Below are 15,796 nucleotides of genomic sequence, written 5' to 3'. Positions count from 1 at the left end.
TCACCTGCTTCCCGGGCTACCAAAACAGCCAGGGCAAATCGCCCTCCAGATTGACCGCCCATTTTGTCTCCGGCGAAAGCCTGCCCGTCTCCAGCATATACAGCACAATCCGGGCCGCTTTTTCCAGTCCCTCCACCCCGCACATCTTCGGCACCGGGGTCTGCCCGCCGATGTCCACCGTGGCGTCCTCCAGGCCGTCGGGGCGGTCCGGGTCACAGGGGGCTGCAGCGCACTGGTCAATGGCGTTGTAAAGAATGGCCGCCCAGCCGCTGCCAAACTCGGCGCTCAGGAAGTAGTCCTCGCCCCAGGGGTCAAAGTTGAGGGTGATATCCCGGACTTTCCCGCCCACAATGGCGGTCTCCAGCTCTTCCGTCATCTTCCGCCTGGTCTCGGGGGAGAGGGCAGCCCAGTTGCCGTCCTCCTCCTCAAACTCCTTCCAGCTCTCCGGTGCTCTGTCCTTCACAAAGCGGACGGCCACAAACTGTATCCGGTCAAATTCCCCTGTAGGAAGGACAAATTGGTCCGCGTCCAGGATTTTGGTCCCATCTTCCAACTTAAACATCCTTCCGGGCCCCCACGAACTCCTCAATCAGGGAAATCTGCTTCTCTACCGACTCTCTGGCCGGACCGCCATAGACCTTCCGGCCGTTGACGCAGGTCTTCAAAGCCAGGGCGTCGTACACGTCGGCGTCGAACAGCTTGGAGATGGCCCGGAAGTCCCGGAGGGTGAGGGTGTCCAGGGTGTCGCCGGTCTTGATGCACTGGTTGACCAGCCGGCCCACAATCATATAGGCCTCCCGGAAGGGCAGGCCCTTCTTCACCAGATAGTCGGCGCAGTCGGTGGCGTTGATGAAGCCGCCCGCCGCCGCCCTGGCCATATTCTTAGGCCGGACGGTGAGGGTGTCCACCATGGCGGCAAAGACGGGCAGGCACAGCTCCACGGTGTCGATGGCGTCGAAGATGGCCTCCTTGTCCTCCTGCATGTCCTTATTATAGGCCAGGGGGAGGGCCTTCATCACGGTGAGCAGGGTCATCAGGCTGCCGTACACCCGGCCCGTCTTGCCCCGGACCAGCTCGGCCACGTCGGGGTTCTTCTTCTGGGGCATGATGGAGGAGCCGGTGGAGTAGGCGTCGTCCAGCTCCACATATTGAAACTCCCAGGAGCACCACAGGATGATCTCCTCAGAGAACCGGGAAAGATGCATCATCAGGATGGACAGGGCGGACAGCAGTTCAATGGCGTAGTCCCGGTCGGCCACCGAGTCCATGGAGTTGTCGGTGGGCTTTTTGAAGCCCAGGGCCTTCGCCGTCTCAAAACGGTCCACCGGGTAGGTGGAGGCGGCCAGGGCGCCGGCCCCCAGGGGGCACTCGTCCAGCCGCTCCAGGCAGTCCTCCAGCCGGGTGATGTCCCGCCTGAACATGTTGGCGTAGGCCATCATATAATGGCCGAAGGTGGTGGGCTGAGCCCGCTGGAGGTGGGTGTAGCCGGGCATGACGGTGTCCAGGTTGGCCCTGGCCTTTTTGACCAGCACCTTCTCCAGCTCCAGCACCCGGGAAATTATGGCGGGGATCTCCTGCTTCACATACAGCCGGGTGTCCACCGCCACCTGGTCATTCCGGGACCGGGCGGTGTGCAGCCGCTTGCCGGCCTCCCCCACCCGCCGGGTGAGCTCGGCCTCGATGTTCATGTGGATATCCTCGTTGTCCAGGGTAAACTCCACGCCGCCGGCCTGGATGTCGCCCAGGATGGCCTTCAGGCCGTCTATAATGGTCTCGGCCTCCTGCTCCTCGATGATGCCGCACTTGCCCAGCATCTGGGCGTGGGCGATGGACCCGGCAATGTCCTGGCTGTACAGCCGGGCGTCAAAGTCGATGGAGGAGTTAAAATCGTTGACAAGGGTGTCGGTCTCCTTCTGGAACCGTCCGGCCCATAGCTTCATAATTTGTTCCCCTTTTCGTTTCTGCGTTCTAAGCCTCCCTTTTTAAGGGAGGGGGACCACCGTGAAGCGGTGGTGGAGGGTTTTCGTATCAGAGAAACCCCCAGTCAGCTTCGCTGACAACCCCCTTTGCGAAGGGGGCCTTTTGTGCGTCCTTTACAGCTTCCCCTGCTCCCGCAGCGCCTGGACCTTGTCGGGCAGGCCCCACAGGTTGATGAAGCCCTGGGAGTCCTTCTGATCGTAGTCGCTCTCCTCGAAGGTCACCAGGTTCTCGGAGTACAGGGTGCAGGGAGAGGTGACGGAGGAGGTGATGATGTTGCCCTTGTAGAGCTTCAGCTTCACCGTGCCGGTGACATACTTCTGGGTATCCAGGGCGAAGGCGGTGAGCGCCTCCCGCAGGGGGGTGAACCACTTGCCGTTGTAGACCAGGTCGGCGAAGTCCACCGCCAGCTTGCTCTTCATGTGCTTGGTGTCCTTGTCCAGGGTAATCATCTCCAGCACCTCGTGGGCCCGGTAGAGGATGGTGCCGCCGGGAGTCTCGTACACGCCCCGGTCCTTCATGCCCACCAGCCGGTTCTCCACGATGTCCAGCAGGCCAATGCCGTTCTTGCCGCCCAAGTCGTTGAGCCTGCGGATAATGTCGCTGGCCTTCATCTTCTCTCCGTCCACGGCCACCGGCCAGCCCTTCTCAAAGTCCAGGGTGACATAGGCCGCCTCGTCGGGGGCCATGGCGGGGGAGACGCCCATCTCCAAAAAGCCGGGCTTGTCATACTGGGGCTCGCTGGCCGGGTCCTCCAGGTCCAGCCCCTCGTGGCTCAGGTGCCACAGGTTCTTGTCCTTGGAGTAGTTGGTTTCCCGGGAAATCTTCAGGGGGACGTTGTGGGCCTCGGCGTAGTCGATCTCCTCGTCCCGGCCCTTGATGGACCACTCCCGCCAGGGGGCAATGATCTTCATCTCGGGAGCAAAGCGCTTGATGGCCAGCTCGAACCGGACCTGATCGTTGCCCTTGCCGGTGCAGCCGTGACAAATGGCGTCAGCCCCCTCCTTCTTGGCGATCTCCACCAGCCGCTTGGCAATAACGGGCCGGGCGAAGGCGGTGCCCAGAAGGTAGTCCTCATACTTGGCCCCCATCATCATGGAGGGGATAATCACCTCGTCCACCATCTCGTCGGTGAGGTCCTCGATATAGAGCTTGGAAGCGCCGGTTTTGATGGCCTTCTCCTCCAGGCCGTCCAGCTCGCTACCCTGGCCCACGTCGGCGGAGACGGCGATAATCTCTGGGTTGTTGTAGTTCTCCTTCAGCCAGGGGATGATAATGGATGTATCCAAACCGCCGGAATACGCCAGCACGACCTTTTTCACATTCGCCATAATTTTTTCCTCCAAATTGCGGCAGAAGGCGCTTTTTTCCGCCTTTGCCCTGATTGTGGAGACAGTCTATCACGGTTTGGCCCGGATTGCAAGGATTTTTTTGCATGACTATACATCTTTGTGCCGAATTTTTCCGTATATTTTCACCAAAAACGAATATTATACTGTATAAAACGGTTATTTATTCATAATCTGCGCCCCAAACAGCCCGCTGGGATTTTTCTCAGGAAAAATCCGTCTGCCTATAGCAAAGTCCAAAAAATTATGCTATAATAGCGGCGCTTCGCTGACAGCCGCCCGGAGAGGCGGCCGGAGCGTAAAAATCACAAGGAAAGGAACGACTTATCATGGATGAGATGCAGAGTTGCCTGAATGTCCTGCGGGACAACGATGTGGATGTGGACAACGCGGTGGACCGGCTTATGGGGAACAACAACCTGTACCTGGAATTTATCAAGCGGCTGCCTGAGGAGCTGAATCTGGCCACCATCCGGGGAGCCCTGGCCCAGCAGGACGCCGACTCCTTCCATTTTCACCTCCATAACCTGAAGGGATTTGCCATCAATCTGGGAATCACCGAGATCGCCGACGCCGCCCAGGCCGGCCTGACCGAGTTCAGGGCCAGCCAATTCCGCAATATCACCAAGCTGGAGGGTCTGCTGGACGAGATTGAGGCCTCCGGTGAAAAGTTTGCTTCCGCTCTGAGCGAGATCGAGGAGATCGAACATGCCGCCGAAGAAGGCGAAAAAACAGAGTAAGGGGGGCATAGAACATGCGCAATTCCCTGCTGATTATCGACGATTCCGAGCTGGATCGTGCGATTTTTAACGAGATCTTCAAAAAAGATTACCGTGTCCTCCGCGCCGCCACCGCCTATGAGGGGCTGGATCAGGTGCGCAAAAACGTCATGGACCTCGCTGTTGTAGTGCTGGACATCTGTCTGCAGCGAGGTCCCAGCGGCTTCTCCGTTCTGGAGCGCATCCATAAGCTGGAGGGCTGCTCCAAAATTCCCGTGATTCTCCTTACCGCCGAGCCGGAGCCCCAATGGGTCTACCGCGGTGTGGAGATGGGCGCTGTGGACTTCCTGGTCAAGCCCCTGGCTCCGATCGCCACCCAAACCCGCATCAAGGCCATCATCGAGCAGCACTGGGGCACAGAGGAGGAGCAGGACGCCGATACGCCTCCCGGAAAGATTTCTCTCCAACAGGCGGAGCTGCTCACCCAGCGGTGGCAGAAAAAATTCCTCAGCTTCTGTCAGAACCACGACACCGCCTTCCCCAGCTATATCCAGCGGCTGCGCATCATCACCAGCGCCCTGTCCAACGCCTACAGCGAGCTCTTCCCCGAGTCCGGCCTGCTGCCCTACGACGCCAAGCTCATCAGCATGGCCGCCGGCTTCGCGGAGGTCGGCCAGCTGGGCCTGCCTGATGAGATTGTGTGGGCCGGCCCCGACCAGCCTGAGCCGGGCCGAACTCAGTTCTTCCTGCACACCAAGCTGGGCGGCGAGTTCTTCAAGGGCGGCCCCGACGAGTGGGAGCCCCTGATGACCTACTGCTCCGAGGTGGCCACATACCACCACAAGAACTACGACGGCACCAGCTTCCCCTCCGGCCTGGCCCGGGACGAGATCCCCCTGTCCGCCCAGCTGGTGCACACCGCCATGGTGTGCAGCGATCTGGCCGACCGATATGAGAACGAGCCCGACGTGTTCAAGATGGTCTACCGGGCCCTCTCCCTCCGGGTGGGCCGCACCCTGTCCCCCAACATGCTCAAGGCGGTGGACGCCTCCCGGAAGCCCCTGGAGAACGTGTTCCGCACCATGCACCTCCAGAAGCGGGTGGAGGACGTGGAGAAGAAGATGCAGGTCCGTGAGGCTCTCACCGTCCGCCAGGACCCCAAAGACCAGCCCGACAAGTCCGCCGGCAAGAACAGTCTCTTTTACAGCAGGCGGAAACGGAGCTGATCCCTCTCATCAAATATCATCAAACGCAAAGCCGGCCGGTATCCTGAGGATACCGGCCGGCTCTTTTATGTCCCCCGCAGCTGGAGCCATCCCAGCACTGCCAGCTGGAGCGCCAACAGCAGGGGAAAGCCCCAGCGAAAATACCAGTGCCTTGTCTTGTGATGAAAGACCCGCATCCCCAGGGTGCCCCCCAGCGCCCCGCCCAGCAGGGCGGGCAGGAACAGCGTTCTCTCCGGAACCCGCCAAGCGCCCCGGCGGGCCCGGCTCTTGTCGGCCCCCATCAGCGCGAAGGCCGCCAGGTTGACCACAAGCAGATACAGCCCCAGCAGCTGCCACAGCTCCCCCGCCATTCGTCTCCCTCCTGACCAAGAAGCTGTACCAATATCCTCAGCGCCCAGCTTCTAAATAAAAATTCTGTCCTATTATAAGAATACCTCATTCAACCGCTTTTTTCAACAAATTTTAAAGCGGAATTTCTATGGGAAAATTTTTAAATAACCTTGCATTACCCTTCCATCATCTGTATAATATGATGCACGGTATTCCAGAAACGACGGAGTATATTACTATTTCTCCCACCTTCCGGGTGCCGTGCAGCAAACGGCGGTCCTGCCAAAGCTGGAGGGCGGAGCGCCGTATATACGACTTGAAAGGAATGATTCCAATGGCCAAGAAATTTTTGTACCTCTTCTCCGAAGGAAACGCCAACATGCGCGACCTGCTGGGCGGCAAGGGCGCCAACCTGGCTGAAATGACCAACATCGGCATGCCCGTCCCCCAGGGCTTCACCATCACCACTGAGGCCTGTACCCAGTACTATGAGGACGGTGAGCAGATCAACAACGAGATCCAGGCCGAGATTATGAACTATATTGACAAGCTGGAGCAGATTACTGGCAAGAAGTTCGGCGATCTGGAGAACCCCCTGCTGGTCTCCGTCCGCTCCGGCGCCCGGGCCTCCATGCCCGGCATGATGGACACCATCCTGAACCTGGGTTTGAACGAGCAGGTGGTGGACGTCATCGCCAAGCAGTCCAACAACCCCCGCTGGGCCTGGGACTGCTACCGGCGCTTCATTCAGATGTACTCCGACGTGGTCATGGAGGTTGGCAAGAAGTACTTCGAGCAGCTCATCGACGCCATGAAGGAGAAGAAGGGCGTCACCCAGGACGTGGAGCTGGACGCCAACGACCTGAAGGAGCTGGCCAGCCAGTTCAAGGCCGAGTACAAGGAGAAGATTGGTGCTGACTTCCCCTCCGATCCCAAGGAGCAGCTCATGGGCGCCATCAAGGCCGTCTTCCGCTCCTGGAACAACCCCCGTGCCATTGTCTACCGCCGGATGAACGACATCCCCGGCTCCTGGGGCACCGCCGTCAACGTGCAGTCCATGGCCTTCGGCAACATGGGCGACGACTGCGGCACCGGCGTGGCCTTCACCCGCAATCCCGCCACCGGCGAAAAGAAGCTGATGGGCGAGTTCCTGACCAACGCCCAGGGCGAGGACGTGGTGGCCGGAGTGCGCACCCCCATGCCCATTCAGGAGATGGCCGAGAAGTTCCCCGAGGCCTTCGCCCAGTTCACCGACGTGTGCGCCAAGCTGGAGGACCACTACCGGGACATGCAGGACATGGAGTTCACCGTGGAGCACGGCAAGCTCTACATGCTCCAGACCCGCAACGGCAAGCGCACCGCCGCCGCCGCTCTGAAAATCGCCTGCGACCTGGTGGATGAGGGCATGATTGACGAGAAGAAGGCCGTGTCCATGATCGACCCCCGCAACCTGGACACCCTGCTCCACCCCCAGTTCGACCCCGCCGCTCTGAAGAAGGCCACCCCCGTGGCCACCGCTCTGCCCGCCTCCCCCGGCGCCGCCTGCGGCAAGATCGTCTTTACCGCTGAGGATGCCAAGGAGTGGGCCGCCCGGGGCGAGAAGGTCTGTCTCGTCCGGCTGGAGACCTCCCCCGAGGACATCGAGGGCATGGTGGCCTCCCAAGGCATCCTCACCGTCCGGGGCGGCATGACCTCTCACGCCGCCGTGGTAGCCCGGGGCATGGGCACCTGCTGCGTGTCCGGCTGCGGCGCCATCAAGATGGACGAGGAGAACAAGAAGTTTGAACTGGACGGCCGCACCTATCACGAGGGCGACTGGATCAGCCTGGACGGCTCCACCGGCAACATCTACGGCGAGGCCATCCCCACCATCGACGCCTCCATCTCCGGCGAGTTCGGGCGCATCATGGCCTGGGCCGACAAGTACCGCCAGATGGGCGTGCGCACCAACGCCGACAATCCCCGTGACACCGCTCAGGCCGTGAAGTTCGGCGCCGAGGGCATCGGCCTGTGCCGCACCGAGCACATGTTCTTCGAGGAGGACCGCATCCCCGCCATCCGGGAGATGATCTGCTCCGACACCGTGGAGCAGCGCGAGAAGGCTCTGGCCAAGCTGGAGCCCATGCAGCAGGGCGACTTCGAGGCCATGTATGAGGCCCTGGAGGGCCGTCCCATGACTGTCCGCTTCCTGGACCCCCCGCTCCACGAGTTCGTCCCCACCGAGGAGGAGGACATCGAGGCCATGGCCAAGGACATGGGCAAGAGCGTGGCCGACATCAAGGCTATCATCGCCGGTCTCCACGAGTTCAACCCCATGATGGGTCACCGCGGCTGCCGCCTGAGCGTCACCTTCCCGGAGATCGCCCGGATGCAGACCCGTGCCGTCATCAAGGCCGCTCTGGCCGTTCAGGCCCGCCATCCCGAGTGGACCATGGTGCCCGAGATTATGATCCCCCTGGTGGGTGAGCTGAAGGAGTTCGCCTATGTGAAGAATATTGTCACCAGCGTGGCCGACGAGCTGATCAAGGCCGCCGGCTCCGACATGAAGTACAAGGTGGGCAACATGATCGAGATTCCCCGGGCCGCCATGTGCGCCGACGACATCGCGCCCCACTCCGACTTCTTCTCCTTCGGCTCCAATGACCTGACCCAGCTGGTGTTCGGCTTCTCCCGTGACGATGCCGGCAAGTTCCTAGACGCTTACTATGAGAAGAAGATCTATGAAAGCGACCCCTTCGCCCGTCTGGACCAGCATGGTGTGGGCCGCCTGATTGCCAACGCCTGCCGCTGGGGCCGCTCCACCAACCCCAATGTCCACCTGGGCATCTGCGGCGAGCACGGCGGCGACCCCTCCTCCGTAATGTTCTGCCACAAGATCGGGCTGGACTACGTGTCCTGCTCCCCCTTCCGGGTGCCCATCGCCCGGCTGGCCGCCGCTCAGGCCGCTATTGAGAATCCCCGGTAAGCAAAATTTACAGCTTTCAGGACCCCGCTCCACTTTGGAGCGGGGCCCCTATTCTGACACCGGAGGTCCCCCATGATCGCAAAAATGAAAGCCCTTGCGGCCACCTACCGGGAACAGCTGGCCTACCTTGTGGTGGGCGTTATCACCACCATCATCAACTACGCCGTCTACCTGTTTTTTACCGACGTTGTCAACATCCACTATATCGCCAGCAACATCATCGCCTGGGTCGCCGCCGTGGCCTTTGCCTACTTCGCTAACGGAAAATGGGTGTACTGCTCCACCTCCCGCCGGAGCGTTAAGGAGGCCTTCTCCTTTGTCCTCTCCCGGCTGTTCTCCCTGGGACTGGAGACGGTGTGTCTGTTTTTGCTGGTCGATCTGCTCCACGTGAATCAGCGAATCGCGAAGCTGCTGATGCAGGTGATGGTGACGGTGGTCAACTATCTCACCGGACTGCTGGTATTCAAGCACAAATAGAGAAAATTCCCGCCGCCCAATGGGCGGCGGGAATTTTCCTCTTACTCCGTGGTGTAGTTGTCGAAATAGCCCTGAATAAAGACCACCGGGGTGCCCTTGTCCCCCGACCCGGAGGTCAGGTCGCACAGGGAGCCGATCAAATCAGTGAGCCGCCGGGGGGTGGTACCCTCCGACACCATCTGGCCCACCAGGTCCCCGTCCTTTTTGTGGATGCGGTCCTTGATGGCGTCCCGCAGGGCCTCGCCGGACAGATGGGCGAAGTCGTTGTCAGCCAAATACTTCAGCTTCAGCTCGTTGGGGGTGCCCTCCAGACCGGCGGTGTAGGCGGGGGAGACCACCGGGTCGGCCAGCTCCCAGATCTTGCCCACCGGGTCCTTGAAGGCCCCATCGCCATAGACCATGACCTCCACATGCTTTCCCGTCTTCTCCAGCAGCCGCCCCTGGATGGCCTCCACCAGCCCCTGGCAGTCCCGGGGGAAGAGCTTCACCTGCTCCTCGGTGGACTTGTTGGAGCCCAGCAGGCCGTACTTCTCGTTGCAGCCGCTGCCGTTGACGGGGGCGTTGAGGATCTCGTCCAGGCCTAAGACCCGCTCCCCGCCGGCGGCCTTGAGCAGACGCTTGGTGCGGGCTCTGGTGTGAATGTCGCAGCACAGCACGTCCTTGGTGTAGGGCAGGATGGCCCGGGGATCGTTGGCGAAGATAATCTCCGCCTCCGCCCCGCAGCCCTCAATCAGCTCCTGATAGTAGGCCACGTAGTCCACACCTGTAAACGGGTGCTTCTCATAGCCGAAGAGCGCCCGGTACTGCTCCAGAGTGAGCACGTCCTTGTAGGGGTCCACCCCCTTCGCGTCCACCGCGTCCAGGCTGACCAGGTGGTTGCCAACCTCGTCGGAGGGGTAGCTGAGCATGAGGACAATCTTCTTCGCGCCCTTGGCGATGCCCCGCAGGCAGATGGCAAAGCGGTTGCGGCTGAGGATGGGGAAGATCACACCGATTGTCCCGCCGCCCAGCTTGGCCTTCACGTCGGCGGCGATATCGTCCACAGAGGCGTAGTTGCCCTGGGCCCGGGCCACAATGGCCTCGGTCATGGCCACGATGTCCCGGTCCCGGAGGGCGAAGCCCTCCGACGCAGCGGCATCCAGCAGGGAAGCGGTGACAATCTCCACCAGATCGTCTCCGCTGCGGATGATGGGGGTGCGAATGCCCCGGGATACTGTACCGACCATACGGCTCATAAAGGAACACTCCTCGTTTTCATATCATCTGCGGAGGAAATCCTCCACAGTGATACATAATACCACGATTTTGGCCGGTTGTAAATATGATTTTGGGCTGTTGCTCCCCCAAAGCCTCCCTTCGCAAAGGGAGGTGGCATTTGCGCAGCAAATGACGGAGGGTTTTCTCAAAAGAAACCCCCACCCGGCTTCGCCGGGAGCCCCCTTGAGAAGGGGGCCTTTTTTCTACTCCACCCCAAAGGAGGCGATGGCGTCCCGCATGTTGCGCCACTGGTCCCGCATTTCCTCCAGCCGGGCCTGCCCCGCAGAGGTTATCCGGTAGTATTTCCGGTCCGGCCCGCCGCCCCCGGGGGCCATATACCAGGAGGTGAGCCCCGACTTCCCCAGCCCCCGGAGGAGGGCGTAGATGGCGCTCTCCTGGGTGTCCGGAAAGGCGGCACGGAGGGGAGTAAGCACCTCATAGCCGTATTTGTCGCCCCCGTCCAGCAGCTGGAGCAGGCACAGCTCCAGCAAATCCTTCTTCAGCACAGGGCCACCCCCGTTCCGATCAGGCCCGCAGCCCCGATGGGGATCAGGCGGGCAAACAGGTAGGACTGGGCGGAACTGCGAACAGCATATCCTATGTCTATACTTCTACAGAAAAAAATTATAAAGCCACATACTGCCGCCACCGTAACGGCCAGCGTGTATAGGGCCAGCCACCTGCGATCATAGCACTTGGCTAATATCAGCCCAGCCAAAGCAATCAGAGCGCATATCATTCCGCCATTGATAATCAGCTCCCGCTGCAAGATGACCTGCCAGGGGATGATGAGGGGATATCTCTCCACATAACTATCCAAAAAGCTCGAATCAAATACATACCAGTTCCATGCCATTGTTCCCGCGCCAAAAGCCAGCACCACAACCAGAGCCAGCACCAGTCGCTTGGACAGTGGCCCATTTTTCTGTCCGTACCGCCGGAACCAGTACAGGGACAGCGCCAGCCCCACCGCCATCACCCACACAGGATACCACCACTGGTCAGCAAAGCTGAAGTAGAAACTGCTATGACCCATCCAGGCCCACTTGGCCAGCAGGAACAGGCCGAAGGCCAATACAGCGAAGATTTTCAGCCACTGGCGGTATGCTTTCACATCGGTGAGCAGGTGGGCCGCCTGGACAGGCTCGCCCAGCTCCTCCACCAGCTTGCTCTCGTCCCGCTCCTCCTGAAAAATCAGCTCACGATAGTCGGAGATGGCCTCCTCCGACTCCTGGGGCATCAGCCGCCACCGCACCGCCCGGCTGAATTTTTTCAAGTACTGCTCACGAGTCAGGGGCCTGGCCTTCTTTGCTCGCATCATCTCGCCTTCCTCCTTTATACTAAAAAAATCTCAGTACTATAAAATATATACTACTGTTAGAATTATAATATACTGCCCTGCAGGTCTTGTCAAGAGAAATTTTTGACGGACAGGAATTTTTATGGTATGCTGAACAAAAGCCTCCCTTCGCAAGGGAGGTGGCATTTGCGCAGCAAATGACGGAGGGTTTTCTCAAGAAAAACCCCCACCCGGCTTCGCCGGGAGCCCCCTTGAGATGGGGGCCTTAGGGAGGTAGCCTATGGACATCCAATCGCTTGTAAACGCTCAGAGAGCGCACTTTCAAACCGGGGCCACTCTGCCTCTGTCCGCCCGCCGGACAGCCCTCAAAAGGCTGCGGGAGGCCATCCGCGCCCATGAGGAGGACATCGCCGCCGCCCTGCGCGCCGACCTGAACAAGTCCCCCACCGAGAGCTGGATGTGTGAGGTGGGCCTCACCCTGTCGGAGCTGTCCTTCGTGGAAAAGCGGCTTGCCCGCTGGATAGCCGACCGGGACCACCTCACCCCTCTGGCCCAGTTTCCCGCCCGGAGCTTTACTGTTCAAGAGCCCTACGGCGTGGTTCTCATCATGTCCCCCTGGAACTACCCCTTCCTGCTCACCATGGAGCCCCTCATTGGGGCCATCGCGGCGGGCAACTGCTGTGTGGTAAAGCCCTCGGCCTACTCCCCCGCCGCCTCGGCAGTGATTCGGGACATTCTTGCGGACTGCTTCCCCCCGGAGCTGGTGGCCGTAGTGGAGGGGGGCAGGGAGGCGAACCAGGCCCTCCTGGACCAGAAGTTCGACTATATCTTCTTCACCGGCGGGGTGGAGGTGGGGAAGGAGGTCATGGCGAAAGCGGCCCGGCACCTCACCCCGGTAACCCTGGAGCTGGGGGGCAAGAGCCCCTGCGTTGTGGACGCCACCGCCAGGCTGGACCTGGCCGCCAGACGGATTGTCTTCGGCAAGCTGCTCAACTGCGGCCAGACCTGCGTGGCCCCTGACTACCTGCTGATAGACCGCCGGGTTAAGGACCGCTTTCTCGCCCATCTGCGGAAAGAGATTGCCCTCCAGTACGGCGCCAATCCCCTGGACAACTGGGGGTACGTCCGCATGGTGAATCGGGAGCACTTCAACCGGGTAATGGGCCTCATCGACCCGGAGAAGGTGGTTTTCGGCGGCAGGGGCGACCCGGACACCCTGAAAATCCAGCCCACCGTGCTGGACAATGTCTCTCCTGACGACCCGGTGATGCGGGAGGAAATCTTCGGGCCGGTCCTGCCCGTCCTGCCCTTTGAGAATATCCGGGAGGCGCTGGACTTCGTCAACGCCCGTCCCCGCCCCCTGGCTCTCTACCTGTTCTCCCGGGATCTGCGGGTCCAGCGGCTCTTTCTCCGCCGGGCCTCCTTCGGGGGCGGCTGCGTCAACGACACCGTCATCCACCTTGCCACCAGCCGTCTCCCCTTCGGCGGTGTGGGGAACAGCGGTATGGGCAGCTATCACGGCCGGGACAGCTTCGACACCTTCTCCCACCGGAAGAGCGTTGTTCAAAAATCCACCCTGCTGGACCTGCCTGTCCGATACGCTCCCTACAGCCCGATTAAGGACAGGCTGCTGCGGCTGTTTCTGGGATAAAAAATTGTCCCGCCTGCTGCCAGGCGGGACAATTTTCACTCTCTTCCGTGCCGGGGATGTCTGGCCACCATAACAGCGGCCTCGCTAATGGCTGCTACTACATCGGCCCGGGACTGGAGCTCATAGCTTTTCAGCTTCACCATCAGCCGGCCCTGCCGGGTGGCCACATAGTGGGGCCCCAGGTGATTCAAGGCGTAAGCGGCAACGTCCGACTTGCAGGCGTCGCAGGAGCAGCCGCCCTCCGCCGCCATCACGGTCTCCAAATTCTGTAAGACGATGTCCTCCATCAGGTTTCTGTATTCCAGGGCCATTTTGATTTTCCTCCATTCTCTGTCTCTGCCGAGACTCCTTGTTCCCATTATATTTCTTTCTTCCCAAAATTACAATCCCAATTTTTGCTTTTCTGCATTATACTGACCGCATTCCATGGAGGTATTTTTTATGGAACAGATACGCTTCGCTGACGCCTGTGATGAGAGACAATTCCGGGATATGTCCCTCCTCCACGCCCTGGGCTGGCGGACCGCATACCAAGACAGCATCCCTGCCGACTTCATGGCCCGGGAAATCACTGACAGCCGCTGGACCCCGGTCTTTCGTCAAAATCATGAGGTGGGCGTCTACCACGGACTCCTGCTGTACGACGGGGAGCAGCCCCTGTGCTGCGCCACCTATGGCCCCGCCCGGGTGGACCAGTCCGCCGGGGACACGGTTTGCAGCTTCAGTTCCCCCGACCTGGCCGCCTGGGGGGAACTGGTTTCCCTCTACGGCCACCCGGATCACTGGGGGCAGGGGTACGGCTCCATGGTGATGGAAGAGGTCCTCCGCCGTCTGCGCGCGGCGGGATACCCCGGATGTTTTCTGTACGTCCTCCGGGAGAACGACCGCGCCCGGCGGTTCTATGAGAAGCACGGCTTTGTCTGGGACGGGCACAGCCTGGAGGTGCCGCTGACTCCGGACACAGTACTCACCGATTTGCGCTATTGCAAAAAGCTTTAATCTGTGCTATCATATCTCTGTTGTGGCCGGCACGACAAAATTTTTTGAACGAGGAACGACTATGAAATACTATTTTGATTCGGAGCTTGCGGGTTAAGCCGGGAGGTTTGCACCCAAAAGCCAACCTCCCAAAAGTATCAAAACTTTTAGGAGGAAATCCCCATGAATCGGGAGAATAAGCGAAAAACATTTAAAAAAGGTTATTACAAGACACATCCATGCCACGACAGCTTCACCTGCAGGGTATGCGGTCGGCCTGTTGTCCCCGAGGCGGCGGGCAGCGCCCACCGGAACCACTGCCCCAACTGCCTGAGCAGCCTGCATGTAGATGAGGAGCCAGGCGACCGGGCCTCCGACTGCGGCGGTATCATGGAGCCCATCGGCGTGTGGGTCCGCAAGGGCGGCGAGTGGGCGGTCATCCACCGCTGCCGCCGGTGCGGCAAGCTGGATTCCAACCGCATCGCCGCTGACGACAACCCCATGAAGCTGATGTCCATCGCCCTGAAACCCCTCACCCTGCCCCCCTTCCCGCTGGAGCGCATCGAGACGCTCACAGCCCTGATGGGTGGCTCGGGCAGCTTGTCTGAATAAGCGAATGTCCCACCTGAATAGGCGGGACATTTTTATTGCAGCTTTCAAATCATTCCGATGATCCCCCGCACCAGGAACAAAAGGAACAAAACGACCGGCATATCCAAAATCAGGTCCTCCCAAAGCCAGTACCGCTCACGCAGTCTGCACAGATCAGGCGGGGTCATCTTCTGCAGCGTCTCCTGGCGTTCCCTGTACCACTCCTTGGTGCGGTGGTGAGGTGTGTCCGGCTTTTCCAGCACTTCCACCCGGACGATTATTTTGCTCCGGGGCAGATAATAGAGACTTAGCGGGCTGTCCAGGAGTCCCGCTATACCCCCGCCGAAGGGAGAGGAAAAGAACACCATTTTTTGCGGCCCCACCTCTGTGTCCAGAAACAGATATTCCGCCCATAAATGTTTTATACAGTCCCCCAGTTCCCGCCGGACAACCTGTCCTCGAACTGTCTCAGTCCGGCCCTCCAGAAGGTCCCGGACCACATCCCGCTTGGACCACAGCGACACAACTGAGCCCACCGCAAAAAACACGGGCAGAATCCGAAGGAACACAGGCTTTATCAGAATCATCCATGGAATGCTCAACAAAAAGAGCCCCAGGCATCTGTGCAGATAAGCAAAGGCTCCTTTTGCGCTCCGATACAGCTCCCTGCGTGACACTCCGCCGCCCCCTCTCAGCTTAATTGAAAAAAGCGGAACAGTCTCACAACTGTTCCGCTTTGTGTAGGCACTACCTATCTTCCCGGTCCGTCTCCAGACAAGTATTTTCGGCAGAAGCGAGCTTAACTTCCGTGTTCGGAATGGGAACGGGTGGACCCTCGCCCTAATCAGCACCTACTATTTTAATCACCGAAGTGACTAAAAACGATATAAAATTTTAATTGGTGACCCGTACGGGAATCGAACCCATGTTTGCGGCGTGAGAGGCCGCCGTCTTAACCGCTTGACCAACGGGCCTT

Annotated in this window: 16 protein-coding genes, 1 tRNA gene and 1 rRNA gene; 7 read left to right on the top strand and 11 right to left on the bottom strand. The window is 60.0% G+C overall.

The annotated features are described in order from the left end of the window. Positions 1-16: 16 nt before the first annotated feature. The 3 genes from D1641_RS08535 to D1641_RS08525 form a co-directional block, all read right to left on the bottom strand. A complete protein-coding gene (locus D1641_RS08535) occupies positions 17-562 on the bottom strand; it encodes a hypothetical protein (protein WP_160664674.1) in 546 nt (181 codons plus the stop codon). Next, positions 555-1,940: an argininosuccinate lyase gene (gene argH, locus D1641_RS08530; RefSeq protein WP_160664672.1), complete on the bottom strand. Its 1,386-nt coding sequence runs from the start codon at positions 1,938-1,940 to the stop codon at positions 555-557. Before argH ends, D1641_RS08535 begins: the two co-directional genes overlap by 8 nt. A gap of 153 nt (positions 1,941-2,093) precedes the next feature. Beyond that, positions 2,094-3,308, bottom strand: coding sequence for an argininosuccinate synthase (locus D1641_RS08525; protein ID WP_160664670.1), 1,215 nt, complete (start codon positions 3,306-3,308; stop codon positions 2,094-2,096). A gap of 347 nt (positions 3,309-3,655) precedes the next feature. On the opposite strand from D1641_RS08525, the gene D1641_RS08520 reads away from it, so the two are divergent. Next, positions 3,656-4,066, top strand: a complete 411-nt coding sequence (locus tag D1641_RS08520) for an Hpt domain-containing protein (RefSeq protein WP_160664668.1) — start codon at positions 3,656-3,658, stop codon at positions 4,064-4,066. A 14-nt stretch (positions 4,067-4,080) separates the two neighbouring features. Continuing rightward, complete coding sequence (locus D1641_RS08515) at positions 4,081-5,271, top strand: response regulator (RefSeq protein WP_160664666.1); 1,191 nt, start codon at positions 4,081-4,083, stop codon at positions 5,269-5,271. Positions 5,272-5,336: 65 nt separating this feature from the next. Here D1641_RS08515 and D1641_RS08510 read toward each other — a convergent pair whose 3' ends face one another. Then, positions 5,337-5,621 carry a DUF1294 domain-containing protein gene (locus D1641_RS08510; RefSeq protein ID WP_160664664.1) on the bottom strand — a complete coding sequence of 95 codons (285 nt, stop codon included), beginning with the start codon at positions 5,619-5,621 and terminating at the stop codon, positions 5,337-5,339. 314 nt (positions 5,622-5,935) lie between these two features. On the opposite strand from D1641_RS08510, the gene ppdK reads away from it, so the two are divergent. Together ppdK and D1641_RS08500 are read left to right on the top strand one after the other, a co-directional pair. After that, entirely contained in the window at positions 5,936-8,566 is a 2,631-nt protein-coding gene (gene ppdK, locus D1641_RS08505; protein ID WP_160664662.1) for a pyruvate, phosphate dikinase, read from the top strand. Positions 8,567-8,638: 72 nt separating this feature from the next. Further along, the gene (locus D1641_RS08500) at positions 8,639-9,043 is read left to right on the top strand and encodes a GtrA family protein (protein WP_160664660.1); all 405 of its coding nucleotides are present in this window, start codon (positions 8,639-8,641) and stop codon (positions 9,041-9,043) included. Between the two features lie 41 nt (positions 9,044-9,084). On the opposite strand, the gene D1641_RS08495 is transcribed toward D1641_RS08500, so the two are convergent. The 3 genes from D1641_RS08495 to D1641_RS08485 all read right to left on the bottom strand — a co-directional run bounded on the left by D1641_RS08495 (position 9,085) and on the right by D1641_RS08485 (position 11,621). After that, entirely contained in the window at positions 9,085-10,278 is a 1,194-nt protein-coding gene (locus D1641_RS08495) for a coenzyme F420-0:L-glutamate ligase (protein WP_160664658.1), read from the bottom strand. 225 nt (positions 10,279-10,503) lie between these two features. Continuing rightward, positions 10,504-10,806: a PadR family transcriptional regulator gene (locus D1641_RS08490; RefSeq protein ID WP_160664656.1), complete on the bottom strand. Its 303-nt coding sequence runs from the start codon at positions 10,804-10,806 to the stop codon at positions 10,504-10,506. Beyond that, positions 10,800-11,621, bottom strand: a complete 822-nt coding sequence (locus D1641_RS08485) for a hypothetical protein (protein ID WP_160664654.1) — start codon at positions 11,619-11,621, stop codon at positions 10,800-10,802. Before D1641_RS08485 ends, D1641_RS08490 begins: the two co-directional genes overlap by 7 nt. 259 nt (positions 11,622-11,880) lie before the next feature. On the opposite strand from D1641_RS08485, the gene D1641_RS08480 reads away from it, so the two are divergent. Next, entirely contained in the window at positions 11,881-13,251 is a 1,371-nt protein-coding gene (locus D1641_RS08480; protein WP_160664652.1) for an aldehyde dehydrogenase, read from the top strand. 35 nt (positions 13,252-13,286) lie between these two features. Here the strand turns inward: D1641_RS08480 and D1641_RS08475 are convergent, their stop codons facing one another. Beyond that, positions 13,287-13,562, bottom strand: coding sequence for a late competence development ComFB family protein (locus tag D1641_RS08475; RefSeq protein ID WP_160664650.1), 276 nt, complete (start codon positions 13,560-13,562; stop codon positions 13,287-13,289). Between the two features lie 130 nt (positions 13,563-13,692). On the opposite strand from D1641_RS08475, the gene D1641_RS08470 reads away from it, so the two are divergent. Together D1641_RS08470 and D1641_RS08465 are read left to right on the top strand one after the other, a co-directional pair. After that, positions 13,693-14,250, top strand: coding sequence for a GNAT family N-acetyltransferase (locus D1641_RS08470; protein ID WP_160664648.1), 558 nt, complete (start codon positions 13,693-13,695; stop codon positions 14,248-14,250). Between the two features lie 162 nt (positions 14,251-14,412). After that, complete coding sequence (locus tag D1641_RS08465) at positions 14,413-14,841, top strand: RNHCP domain-containing protein (RefSeq protein ID WP_160664646.1); 429 nt, start codon at positions 14,413-14,415, stop codon at positions 14,839-14,841. 44 nt (positions 14,842-14,885) lie between these two features. On the opposite strand, the gene D1641_RS08460 is transcribed toward D1641_RS08465, so the two are convergent. The 3 genes from D1641_RS08460 to D1641_RS08450 form a co-directional block, all read right to left on the bottom strand. Continuing rightward, positions 14,886-15,407: a hypothetical protein gene (locus D1641_RS08460; protein ID WP_160664644.1), complete on the bottom strand. Its 522-nt coding sequence runs from the start codon at positions 15,405-15,407 to the stop codon at positions 14,886-14,888. Between the two features lie 152 nt (positions 15,408-15,559). After that, positions 15,560-15,675 (bottom strand): 5S ribosomal RNA (gene rrf / locus D1641_RS08455). Positions 15,676-15,719: 44 nt separating this feature from the next. Then, positions 15,720-15,794 (bottom strand) — tRNA-Glu (locus tag D1641_RS08450). Positions 15,795-15,796 lie beyond the last annotated feature (2 nt).

This window comes from Colidextribacter sp. OB.20 (assembly GCF_009911595.1).
GTDB lineage: Bacteria > Bacillota > Clostridia > Oscillospirales > Oscillospiraceae > Lawsonibacter.
This window is presented reverse-complemented; position numbering and strand designations above follow the sequence as displayed.